The sequence below is a fragment of the Leucobacter sp. Psy1 genome, from assembly GCF_020096995.1.
Classification (GTDB): Bacteria; Actinomycetota; Actinomycetes; order Actinomycetales; family Microbacteriaceae; genus Leucobacter.
Map to the genome: position 1 here is coordinate 1,456,780 of NZ_CP083692.1, position 12,457 is coordinate 1,469,236.

At 60.5% G+C, this 12,457-nt stretch carries 6 protein-coding genes; 3 read left to right on the forward strand and 3 right to left on the reverse strand.

Annotated features, from left to right (window positions below; all coding sequences use genetic code 11):
- Nucleotides 1-11: 11 nt before the first annotated feature.
- From K8P10_RS06860 to K8P10_RS06870, 3 genes are all read right to left on the reverse strand, one after another.
- Nucleotides 12-1,049 (reverse strand): ABC transporter substrate-binding protein, encoded by a 1,038-nt coding sequence (locus K8P10_RS06860; protein WP_224781053.1) that lies wholly within the window; start codon nucleotides 1,047-1,049, stop codon nucleotides 12-14.
- A gap of 198 nt (nucleotides 1,050-1,247) precedes the next feature.
- Nucleotides 1,248-2,861: a TIGR02391 family protein gene (locus K8P10_RS06865; protein WP_224781054.1), complete on the reverse strand. Its 1,614-nt coding sequence runs from the start codon at nucleotides 2,859-2,861 to the stop codon at nucleotides 1,248-1,250.
- 132 nt (nucleotides 2,862-2,993) lie between these two features.
- Nucleotides 2,994-4,088 (reverse strand): DNA cytosine methyltransferase, encoded by a 1,095-nt coding sequence (locus K8P10_RS06870; protein WP_224781055.1) that lies wholly within the window; start codon nucleotides 4,086-4,088, stop codon nucleotides 2,994-2,996.
- Between the two features lie 132 nt (nucleotides 4,089-4,220).
- On the opposite strand from K8P10_RS06870, the gene K8P10_RS06875 reads away from it, so the two are divergent.
- From K8P10_RS06875 to K8P10_RS06885, 3 genes are all read left to right on the forward strand, one after another.
- Nucleotides 4,221-6,140 (forward strand): DUF3450 domain-containing protein, encoded by a 1,920-nt coding sequence (locus K8P10_RS06875; RefSeq protein WP_224781056.1) that lies wholly within the window; start codon nucleotides 4,221-4,223, stop codon nucleotides 6,138-6,140.
- Between the two features lie 82 nt (nucleotides 6,141-6,222).
- Nucleotides 6,223-9,057, forward strand: coding sequence for a DUF1156 domain-containing protein (locus K8P10_RS06880; protein WP_224781057.1), 2,835 nt, complete (start codon nucleotides 6,223-6,225; stop codon nucleotides 9,055-9,057).
- Nucleotides 9,058-9,059: 2 nt separating this feature from the next.
- Nucleotides 9,060-12,452, forward strand: a complete 3,393-nt coding sequence (locus K8P10_RS06885; RefSeq protein ID WP_224781058.1) for a Swt1 family HEPN domain-containing protein — start codon at nucleotides 9,060-9,062, stop codon at nucleotides 12,450-12,452.
- Nucleotides 12,453-12,457 lie beyond the last annotated feature (5 nt).

A 12,457-nucleotide genomic window follows, 5' to 3' on the forward strand; every position in this document is an offset into this window, starting at 1 on the left:
TCGAGGTCGAGCTATGCCGTGGGCCCGTCGGCGTAGATCTCGTCGAGGATCGAGTGGTCCCACATCTCTGGTGTCGCACCTTGGATGCCGAGGCGGTCGAAGAGTTCGAGGCTCTCCTGCACCTGTTCATCCGTGTACCAGGCGAAACCGAACTGCTCGGTGGCATCCGAGAACATGATGTCGAGCTGAACCTCAGCCTGCTCCTTCTGCGTGTCGAGGTCGAGTCCGGCGTCGGGGTACTCCTCGACGACGAGCTCGGCGGCCGCAACCGGATCCTGCTGGTACCGCTGCCACCCCTGCGCGTCCCCGCGGATCAAACGAACAATCTGATCGCGGACCGCTTCGTCGTCGAGGCTCTCGCGAAGCACGGTGTAGACCTGACTCATCGGGTTGTAGCCGAAGTCGGCGAGGAGCATCGAGTAGGCGTCAACGCCCTGGACCCGCAGGGCTACCGGCAGGTCGTTGTAAAAGCAGAAGAGTCCGTCGACCTGCCCAGCGGTGAGCACGGCGGGGTCGTACTGACTGGGCACGTACTCGACGTCGTTCTTCGCGATGCCGTTGATGTCGAGGAACGCGTCGAGCGCGGGCACATTCGCCCCGGCGACGCCGATCTGCCTGCCAATGAGATCCTCAGGGGACTCCAGGGGCGCGTCGCCGAGTGACAGAATCGTGTTCGCCGCCCGCTGGTACTGCGCACCGACGATGACGAGGTCGGCGCCCTCCGCGTTGGATCGAGCGACGCCGTCGCCACCCGAGATGTTCATGAGCGCTTTGCCGCTGACGGTGTTGGTGTCGCCAGCAACGTTCGGCCCGCCCGCTGCGAGCGCGACGGTGAGGTCGAGGGAGTCGAAGAACCCCTCGCTCTCGGCGAGGTAGGTGCCGCCGAACTGTACCGAGTGCGTCCAGGAGAGTTGGTAGGTGACGTCAGCGGGACCGCCGGGGGTGCCGCCGCTGCGGCTGCACGCCGTCAGTGTGCTGAGCGCGGCGGCGCCGAGACCTACACCTAAGGTGCCAAGAAGGGTGCGGCGGGAAAGCGCAGGGGAAATCATGCGACTGCGCTATCTGCGTGCACGCTGGTGCGCATCCGGGACTGCGTTGGCGGGGTTCGCATCGTGCGCATGTCTGACTCCATCCGTTGGGACTTTGGTCCAGCGTAGCGAGCGGATTCAGGAACGTCCCTACGTTGACATGCAGAGCGAATTCAGAGTATCTGAGGCGATTTTCACTGGTCTTTCCGGGCGGGGAAGCTATTGAGCTTGAGTATCGATGCGCCGGCGCAAGTGGGAGAGGATACTCAACGCGTCGAGGCAATCCTGATAGGTGAAGATACCTTTCTGCTCGAGGGTAACTCGTTCCTCGTGAGTGATCGGATCGCGAAAACCCGACCACAGACCCTTCGATAGCACCCTCTGAGCAGTGCGAATATTCTTCTGAGTATCGGTCGACAGCTCGAGGTCGATCCATTGCTTAATGACATCGAGTTTCGGGTTGGCATCCGCGAAAGCTCCTTCGATTATGGAATGCTCGTTGCCGTTGATTTGAGAGAGGCTTTTGACGTCGTTCACATAGCGCTTGATTCCCTCCACAATTGCGGCATGATAATGACGGTCTTTATATTCCATCTCGCATGCCTCCTGAATTGACGGGTGCAACTGGCGCCAGTGGAGGTCCGCGTACTCCGGTGCGATTGTCTGCAGTCCTTCGACGATTGCGCTCTGGTTCGAGTCGCTCATAGCACTATCCGGAGATATGACAGCATCCAGAACGTTGGAAACGGCGTCGGCACGAGAACGATCTCGGATCGAGCTGACCCACATCCCGGTGTCGATGTTCAAAGTCTTTTCAACACGACCCTTTTGCGCTTTCCTCCGCGACTCCCTACGGCGTCGACTGATTTCCAACAGTAGCTTTCCCAACGCGCTTCTTAACCCCTCGGGTTCGGGTAGCTCCCATGAGATCGATCTTCGATCCGTTGAGATCACGTCCTCTGATAGTTCGTCGAGATAGTCGGCATCGATGTAGCCTGTCAAATACGAAAACGCATAGCTCGATTCGGATACGCCGAAGAACTCGGGATCGTTAGCAAGTCGACCGTTCACGTAGAGAGTGATTCCACGAAGCTCCTGATGGAGTGGTTTCGCACTGGCGATGATTCTCCCGTGCAACTGGTCCATCAGAGGATCGATATTCGAATCGGAGAGATCGCTTGGGATTGCCCATTCGGACTCCTTCTCGATGCTGGAGTAACGCAGTTCGCGCGTGACTTCCATGATCCTGTTGTCTTCCGACTGAAGACTGAGTTTGAAGTCATCGTCTACGTAGTTAAACAATCTCGAGAGACTGTTCGCCAGAGAATCTGTGTTTACCGGAGTCTTACGTTTCAGAGATGAGATCATCACTGAAGTTCCATGGGCCTCTCGATCACCCGGCTCTTGCCAGGAGCTCGGCTCGTATTCTCCATCAGCGCTCAACATCGCGTTCCAGTCGAGCTCGACCACCTGGTATGCGGTGGTATCTCGTCTTTTGGTTCTGATGGTCACGCGTATGCCGATTCCGAAGAGGGCAAGTTTTCCAAGACCTTTCTTTCCCGCCACCCTACGTTTGCCTGACTCAGATTTCCTCTCACCTTCTTTGACCCGATTGCGGCCGATGCGTAGGTACTTTTCTTGTAGATCGTCCTTGCTCATGCCATGTCCGTCATCGACGACGGTGACCGATGGCTCTGGATGGCTGATCAACTCGATCGAAACCCGAGTGGCGTCTGCGTCGTAGGCATTCGCTACGAGCTCGGCCAGCGCGTTCGGGAGATGCGAGTACATCTTGAATCCGAGATGCTCGATGGTCAGCGGATCGAATGTCAACTTCAACTCATGAACCTTTCTCGCGGGAGTGCACATCTCCATGAGGTGATGCGTGAGTTAGGGTCTATGAGTCATGTATAGCCCAGAACGTGGCAGTAGTACGGTGCCGTGCCGGGGAGGGCGTGATCAAACTTAGATCGCATGCAGCAGCTGAAGGGCTATTGCCCGGCCCAACGGAATCGGGACGGCGTTCCCTATCTGCCGAGCGATGGCCGTACGCGAACCCACGAATCGATGATCATCAGAGAACCCTTGAAGCCGTGCTGCTTCGTAGTGGGTGATTGCACGATGTGCGGTCGGGTGGAGGTAACGACCCTTCTCGGGCTTGAAGAATTCGGTGCGGATTGTCACCGATGGCCGGTCGGCGTAGAGCCGCCCCATCACATCTCCAGAACCTGACTTGTGCTTGCGCCAGCATGGTGCGAGCAGTTCATCGGGGAGATCGAAGCGATTGCCACCGACTGGAATCGCGGCAAAACGGTCGAGGGACAGCTGCCGATAGGATCGACTCCAATGAAGCTCCCTAGGTGCGAAGCTTCCTGAGAGGGCTCGGCCTTTGCGTTCGATGGATCGGGCATCTGCAAGATCGTCCATGTCAGGGACCAGCGGTACGTCGGCGAACTCATCGCCCACTGTTCGATACTTTTGCAAACCGTCTACTGCAGAGGGACCGTGGGTGATCTCTGGAAAGCCCGGGAACGAGATATCTCGTTGATGCCCGATGAGTACGGCGCGTTTCCGGGACTGTGCAGCACCGTAGTCCGCGGCGTTCAGGATGCGGTGCTGGAAAGTGTAGTCTTCGAGAATCCCTCCGGTATCGGTAGCGAGTTCGAACTGCTCGAATTGCGCAGAGTTCGCGAACGCTGCGACATTCTCGACCACGAAATACTTCGGCTTCACGCGAATCAAGGCGGCTGCGTACTGCTCCCAGAGGGAGTTCCGTTCGTCCTGCTCGTCCTGCTTGCCAAGTGTGGAGAACCCCTGGCATGGTGGGCCGCCGATGACAACGTCAGCTGAATCGGGTACGTGCTCAGACTCGAGCCAATCCTGAATCGATCCTGTGTACACGATCCCCTCGCCGAACGTGGCTTCGAAGGAGGCTGCTGCGGCAGTATCCATCTCTACTGCGGCGATAGTACGGAACTGTTTTGACGCAGCATGGAAACCTGCGGTCAGACCGCCTGCGCCCGCGAACAAGTCGAGTATTCGGATGTCACGCTGCTCCATGATTTATCAGGTTAGCCGGCACCTCGGACATCTCCAAGCTGGCGCGCGGGCGATCGTGCGCCCGGAATGTCCGAGTTCCGTGCTTAGCTGGGATCGGCAGAGGTAGCGAGATGGCGAAAGGGATATCGAGAGATGGCGACAGGATATCGAGCCGTACTTCGGCTCGACGATGATCAGGATGCGGTGCGCATCGTTGAAGAGCAGCTGCGCTCCTGGTTGAGTGCGAAAGCCTCTGGCAGGCGCGCGACTTTGGAAACAATCGGATGGGAAGGCCAGGGGGTGCATCGGCTTGGGCCGGATTCGAAGCTATCTGTCGTGGAGGAGGACGACGGACGGGATGCGAGCCGTCGACGTCTCTACCGGCTCGTTGAGGAGAACAACGGCAGGACCTGGACCGTTTCCCTCTTTGTCGCTTCCCTTCCAGAAGCACGTCGTCATCGGCAGACCATTGTCGTCGAAGCCGAGGTTGAGGGTGCGGGCGGGGACCAAGCGGTAAGAGAGCTTGGCACACCTCGTATCGTTCCCATGATCCTCGAGTCGATTGGAGCTCATGACAATGAAACTCCGTTGAAGGGGCACCCCGTCGTGATCAGACGAGGTGACGTGGAGCAGGTCATCCGCGCCATCGAAGACGAGGAGCGCACGGTCTCCGTCGTCGTTGCGGGCTCGCTGGGCGAGGAGAGTGATCAACGCTGGACGGAGGCGATCGCCAGCCTTACCAAGGAGAGCGTGGGTATAGCAGCGACGTTCGTCGTCTATGCCGATGCAATGGAGGAGCTGCAGGAGCGACTGCCGGCGAGCCATGCCGTAGACGCCGGTCGGGTCAGAACCTTCTCGCCTCATGTCGACCTTGACGATGTATCGGACGCGACAAGGCACAGGCGGCTTGGGCCAGCCACGTTCACCCGATCGCTTCGGGGAACGAGAGTCGGCAGGCCGCTGCAGATGCGCCATGCCGAATCAACGCGCCGTCGTCTGATCGAGCTGGAGCTTCCTGCCGACGTAGTAAGGAACCGGAATGTCCTCCGTCAGGCCGAGACCAGGGTTCTGAGGGATGCCGCGGTGACTGCACGAGTAGCCGAAGAGGAACGGCTTCAGCGCAGTGGAGCAGGGCCTTCGCAGGTACGGCTCGTCACCTCGAACCCTGTTCGGGAAGCGCAACCCGATGCTTCCGCACCCGACGGTTCCCTATTCGCCTCGCTCACGGCATTGTGGGAACGAGCTGCGCAGTCGTTCGCAAGGTGGCTGACAGAGGAGGAGCCGAGCCCTTCTCGTCTCGATGAACTGGACCGATTCATCGAACGGAAGAGCGCGGAAGGAGCTGTTGCACAGGAGCAGCTCGACGAACGCGAGCTCAAAGTCCTGGAGCTCGAGGACGAACTAACGCAGTTGCACAGACATCTTGAGGACCTCGAGATCGATCGCGCGCAATCAGAACAGGATATCGTCTCACAGCAGGAGGAACTCGCGACGCTCAGGCAGCGCATCGCGGCGAGCGCGCAACCGCAGGACGCATATGTTGCGCCCAACGACGATGTCTGGGGCGCGCCGGAATCCGTAGAGGAGCTTCTGAACCGCATCACGCCGGGACAAGATGAGCACCCTGTGTTCAAACGCGTCGTCTTCACTGGCGACGAATCGACCGCCCTCGAAATCGATCGTCGCTATGCCCTCGGCACATATGCGCCCTCGCTTTGGCAGTTCATTCGTGTGCTCTGCGACTATGCGGAGTTGCGCGAATCCGGAGAATTCACCGGCAGTGTGCATATGTATCTCAACGATGATCGCGTGATCGGCACGAAATGCAGCCCTAATCGTCACGCAAGCACCGAGAGCGAGACTGTGCTGACAAATACGAAGTGGAGAGAGGAGCGCGTGTTGCCGGTTCCGAAGGCAGTCAGTTCAGATGGGCTGATGCTCATGGATGCACACTTCAAGCCGCCGCATCGGGATACCTTCGCTCCTCGCATGCACTACTACGACGACGTCTCGGGTACGGGAAAGATCTACATCGGCTACATGGGGAAGCACCTGACGAACACCAAAAGCTGAGGGCTCCGGTACGGCATGATTGGCGGCGTGCGCACTGTATAGACTCGATGGCAATTGCAACACGTGGCGGAAGTAGAGGCTATTGGCGAAGAAAAAGCTGATCGAGGTGGCGTTGCCGCTTGACGCGATCAATGCGCAATCGGCGCGGGAGAAGTCCATCCGTCACGGACATCCTTCGACCTTGCACCTATGGTGGTCCAGAAAGCCCCTTGCAACAGCACGAGCCGTGCTTTTTGCGCAGCTCGTCGATGACCCTTCGGCTCGTGAGGACGAATATCGAGCCGAAGCACAGCAACGCGGCGAGAGAGATATCGAACGCTACGTCGAGCAACGGGTCGAAGCGGAACGAGAACGTCTCTTCGATCTCATTACTCGGATGGTGAACTGGGACAATCTAGGAAACGAACGCCTTCTTGGCGAGGCAAGGGATGAAATCTTACGATCCACCGGTGGTGCGCCGCCCGCCATCCTGGACCCCTTTGCTGGTGGTGGGTCTATTCCGCTGGAAGCTCAACGGCTGGGACTCCAAGTGCATGCCTCCGACCTGAACCCGGTCGCAGTATTGATCAATAAAGCGCTGGTTGAGATTCCACCAAAGTTTTCGGGGCAGTCGCCTGTCTTTCCTTTTGCTGCAGCGGAAAGCAACTCCTGGCCGAAGAGTACGGGGCTCGCTGAAGATGTCAAGAATTACGGGAACTGGGTTCAGCAGGAAGCGAAGAGGCGAGTAGGGCACCTCTACCCGAAAGCCACCCTCGAAGATGGGAGCGAAGCAGAGGTTATTGCGTGGATTTGGGCCCGCACTATCCCATGCCCTAACCCTGCCTGTGGAATTAAAATGCCCCTCGTAACCTCTTGGTGGATTAGTAAGAAGAAGGGGCGTGAGGTTTTTGTAGTCCCCACGGTGCGTGAAGGCGGGGTTGAGTACTCGATTGGAACTGACTCGCGTCTTGGCCCACCGAAAGCTGATGATGGTACAGTCTCCGGTCGCCGGGGCGCTAAGTGTATTTCCTGTGGAGCACATGCAGGAATTGACTACATTCGGGAGCAGGGAGAGTTGCAGGCTATGGGGGCGGATCTCATGGCGGTCGTGGCTGGTGGGAACCGGCGGCGACTCTACCTTCCGCCGACAGCGGCTCATCAGGAAGCAGCGAATGTCTCGAGGCCGTCTGACGCCCCTTCTGGGGCAATGGCTGACAATCCCCGGTGGTTTTCTCCACCCGCATATGGAATGAAGCAGTTTGCAGATGTTTTCACTCTTAGACAACTCACGACACTGACAGTCTTTAGCGACCTCGTGGGAGAAGCCCGCGAGAGAATCTTTAACGATGCTATGGAATCGGACAGTTTGAAGCTTATAGCTGATTCGTCCGAGTCAAGCGCTCGCGCATACGCAGACGCTGTTGCGACTTATCTTGGGCTTTGGATCGGCAGGATAGCAAACCGCTCTTCAAGCTTGAGCGTCTGGAATAGGCCTGCTGAGAAAATCGAGCAGCTCTTTGCCCGGCACGCGATACCTATGTTGTGGGAGTTCCCTGAGGCCAACCTGTTCTCCCAGTCAACAGGTAACGCTCTTGGTCAGCTGGGCTATCTAGTCGACGCTATTGCCGCAGTGCCGGGTGGTGAACCCGCGACAGTAACGCAGGCTGACGCGGCTTCTATGGACTATTCGAATGCACTGATCTCTACGGATCCCCCTTACTACGACAGCATCGGGTACTCAGATCTCTCGGATTTCTTTTACGTATGGTTCCGCAGGTCGATGCGTGACTTTCACCCGTCGCTGCTAAGTACGTTGCTTGTTCCTAAAGCGGAAGAGCTTGTCGCCAATCCGTATCGGCATGGCGGGAAAGTTGAGGCGAAGGACTTCTTTGAAACGGGTTTTGAGCAAGTATTCCAGAGGGCTCGGAAAGTTGCCTTGGATGATTTTCCGATCACTGTCTACTACGCGTTCAAACAGTCTGAGGTTGACAAGGTCGGGAAATCCTCTGTGGGTTGGGAGACGATCTTGAGTAGTATGATCCGCGCGGGGTGGCAGATTACGGCCACTTGGCCTGTGCGTTCTGAGCGCGCGGGGCGGATGAATGGTAACGGTGTTAATGCGCTCGCCTCCTCGATCGTGCTCGCATTGCGCCCGCGGCCGAAGAACGCGCAGGCCATCGAACGTCGTAGCTTCTCCGCTGAACTGAGATCCACGCTGCCCGAAGCGTTGCGTGCACTGCAGCAGGGGAGCGTCGCGCCGGTAGATCTCGCTCAGGCCGCTATCGGTCCAGGCATGGCCGTATACTCGAAGTATTCCGAGGTGATCGAATCCGACGGATCGAGCATGCCCGTGCGAGAGGCCTTGCGGCAGATCAACGCCGTGCTCGACGAAGTCGTCTCCGAACAGGAGGGCGAGTTCGACGCCGACACCCGTTGGTGCATCGCCTGGTACGAGAGCCACGGTTTCGACGAGGCGCTCTACGGCGAGGCCGAGACGCTCGCTAACGCGAAGAACGCCTCGATCGACGGGCTGCGCCGATCCGGTGTGCTCCGCTCCGGCGGCGGCAAGGTCGCACTGCTCGCTCCGGGTGAGCTGCCTGAAGGGTACGATCCGGCGAAGGACGACCGCATCAGTCTTTGGGAGGTTGTGCTGCACCTCGCGCGCGCTCTCGACGACGAGCGCGGCGGTCTCGATGCCGCGGGCCGGATCCTGCAGCGGGCCGAGGCCCGCGGGATCGACGGAGCCGCCGCCCATCAGCTCTCGTACCTGCTCCATCAGATTAGCGAGAAGAAGGGGCGCACCGCAGCGCAGATCCTTTTCAACGATGTGGCGGCATCCTGGCCGGAGATCCGAGCCGCCGCGCGTGCTGCCGAGAAAGAGGCGGCCCCTGCGGCCGTTTCGACCCAACTCGACTTCGATCTGCTCGAGGAGGTCTGAACATGGCGATCAGCAACAAGGAGCGCGTGGGCCGCGCACTGGAGCAACTGGGATCGGCTCTGGGGCCGTTCGTCGAAGAGGTGCTCAGGCCCCACGTCTCTTTGGGCCTCGACTGGACGGCGATCCTGAAGGCGAAGGACGGCGATAGTCGCGATGGACGCGACTATGATCCCGCTGACGTGCAGATCCAGTTGCGCGCAGTGACCGAACGCCTCGGCTCCCTCGGCTTTCCGTTCGGAGAGCGACTCTCTCGCGGCGAACAGAACCTCGCCGGCGAGATGCGCGAGGTGCGCAACAGATGGGCGCACGATCCCAAGCCGTTCAGCGCCGACGATACCTATCGTGCGCTGGACACCTGCGAGCGCCTGCTGCGCGCCATCGGTGCACCGACAGAAGCCGACGCAGTGCGCCGTATGCGTGCAGATGCTCAGCGAGCCACCTACGCGGAGGAGACCCGGCGTGATATCCGCGCGGCGGTCTCCTCGATGCCTGACCTGGCAGACGCCGAACTGACACCCTGGCGGGAGGTGCTGTCGCCGCACCAGGACATCGCAGCCGGGAACTTCGCGCGTGCGGAGTTCGCAGCCGACCTGCATCAGGTCGCTGCTGGAGAAGCCTCGCCCGAGTACGGCGACCCGATCCAGTTCTTCCAGCGCACGTACCTCACCGAGGGGCTGAAGACGCTGCTGACGATGAGTGCCAAGCGCATCTTCGGCAATGCCAACGCCCAATCGGTCATCAACCTGCAGACGACGTTCGGCGGCGGCAAGACCCACTCCATGCTGGCCGCATGGCACCTCTTCAGCGGTCGACCGCTCGACGTTTACCCGCAACAGGTGCAGGATCTGCTCGGTGCGGACGGAACCGTCGCGCTCGAACGCGAGGTGAAACGGGTCGCCATCGTCGGCAACGAGATCGCTCCGGGGCAGCCGACGACGAAGCCCGACGGCACCGTGGTGAACACCCTTTGGGGTGAGCTCGGCTGGCAATTGGGCGGCGCAGAGGGTTACGCGATCCTCGCCGACGCCGACCGCACCGGCACCAACCCGGGCGAGGCGTTGCGCACACTCATCGCACGCTGCTCGCCGGCGCTGATCCTGATCGACGAATGGGTCGCGTACGCTCGTGGACTCTACGGCCGCGACGATCTGGTAGGCGGCACATTCGATACCCAGTTCACCTTCGCGCAGCAGCTGACGGCAGCTGTGCAGTCGGTGCCAGGTGCTCTGCTCCTTGTCTCCATCCCCGCATCCGACGTGCGTTTTGACGACGAGACCGAAGCTCCGACCGGAGCGGATCTCGAGATCGGCGGCGCGAACGGTCGTGCCGCCCTGCAGCGTCTGCAGCACGTGGTCTCCCGCGTCGCGCACAACTGGACGCCGGCATCGAGCGGCGAGTCCTTCGAGATCGTGCGACGCCGACTCTTCACTGAGCCAGATGCCGCGGGCCGTCGAAAGATCGATGCCACCGTGCGCCGATTCGCAGACTACTACCGCGCTCAAACGGGTGAGTTACCGCCGGAGACCCGCCAGATGGAGTACGAGGCGAGACTTCGTGCGGCCTACCCGATTCATCCGGAGCTCTTCGACCGTCTCTACGGCGACTGGTCGGCACTCGAGCGCTTCCAACGCACTCGCGGTGTGCTGCGCATGATGAGCGCGGTAGTGCACTCGCTGCACGCCTCCGGGGATGATGCGCCGTTGATCATGCCGGGATCGATGCCCCTCGATGACCCGGCAGTGCGCGACGAGGTGACCGCCTACCTCGACGATGCCTGGCGCAGCATCATCGAGACAGATATCGACGGCGAGAACGCGGCACCGATTCTAATCGATAAGGAGCGGCCGCTGTTCGGACGCCGAGCGCTCACCCGACGCATCGCTCGTGCTCTATTCCTCGGTTCCGCGGCGACGCTCGACAGCGGGCACAAGGGTATTGAACGTCAACGGGTCTTCCTCGGTGTGGCAATGCCGGGAGACAGCATCGGCAACTTCGGTTCGGCGCTTCAGATGCTTTCTGACAGGGCGACCTACTTCTACTCCGAAGGCAGCCGCTACTGGTACGACCGTCAGCCCTCGGTCAACCGGATGGTCACCGAACGTGCGCAGGCGCTCGATATCGAGGATGTGTATGCGAGGGCTGTGGCGCTTCTGCGCGGGGCCGTCGGTTCGGCGCCCGAGTTCTCCTCGATTGTCGTCGCACCCGAAGCGACTTCCGATGTGGTGGAAGCGGACGCGGTGCGGCTCGTCGTGCTGCACCCGCGTCACACCTTCGCCGCGAAGAGCAGGGAGAGTGCAGGCTGGCGGTTCGCGGATGAGCTTTTCCGTCGCAGAGGGAGCGCCGCACGGCAGAACGCCAACACTCTCGTGATGCTCGGGGCTGACGAGAACCGCTGGGCAGAGGCAGAAGATTCGCTACGCACTCACATGGCATGGGCCGCGATCGTCTCCGGGGTGCGCGAGTTCGATCTCCTGCAGAGCCAGATTGAGCATGCCCGCAGACGTGAAGCTGAAACTCGAGCCATCGTCGATCAGCGGCTCGCCTCCGCCTGGATCTGGGCGGCTTTCCCCGAGCAGTCGGACGGGGCTCAGCCGCCTTCGCTCACAACGATGAAGGTCGAGGGAGACGACCGCCGCCTCGCGGTGCGTGCCGGGCTGCGCCTCGGCCGTGATGACGTGATCTACACGAACACCTCGCCACTCGCGCTGTGGCTCGTGTTCAACGGACACCTGCGCAGCCGGTGGAACCGCGGATACCTCTCCGTGGGCGAGCTCTGGCAGTACCATCTGCAGTATCCATACATGCCGCGTCTCAAGGATCGGGGTGTGCTCCTTGATGCGATCCGGTCGGTGATGACCGATGCTGGGTGGTCGGAGCGGGGATTCGCGCTCGCGGACGATTATGACGACGAGACAGGCGACTTCATCGGCCTCCGGGTGCCGTTCGAGGTCGATTCCGCCGGTGTCGTCGACGATTCAACCCTGCTGGTGGCACCGCGACTGGCGGAGGAGCAGCTGGCCCGGAGCAGGGCTGCTGCTTTGGCTGCAGCTTCCGTTGTCGCCGATCCCGATGACGAGCCCCTGATCGATATGGGTATCGGGCGGGGCACCGGGGCGCTGCCTGCAGTGCATCCATCGGCCCCGCCCAGCCGGATCCAGAACGCGCGCTTCAGCGGCGCGGTGGATCTCAGGCCGCGGGGTGATCTCAGGGCGCAGTTGATCGAGATCGTGGATGAGGTCCTCGTGCACCTGCAGAACGCCGACCCCGACACCTTCGAGATCAGAATGTCGGTAGATGCCGACAAGATGGCGGGGTTCGACTCGGATACTGTGCGTACGGTTTCCGAGAACTCACGCCATCTCGGGATTTCACCGGGACGCTTCACGGAGGGCTGATTCGC

Bases quoted from the DNA above. Each gene is read 5' to 3' on its own strand.
- K8P10_RS06875 (WP_224781056.1), top strand. From the start codon at position 4,221: ATGGCGACAGGATATCGAGCCGTACTTCGGCTCGACGATGATCAGGAT.
- K8P10_RS06860 (WP_224781053.1), bottom strand. From the start codon at position 1,049: ATGATTTCCCCTGCGCTTTCCCGCCGCACCCTTCTTGGCACCTTAGGT.
- K8P10_RS06885 (WP_224781058.1), top strand. From the start codon at position 9,060: ATGGCGATCAGCAACAAGGAGCGCGTGGGCCGCGCACTGGAGCAACTG.
- K8P10_RS06870 (WP_224781055.1), bottom strand. From the start codon at position 4,088: ATGGAGCAGCGTGACATCCGAATACTCGACTTGTTCGCGGGCGCAGGC.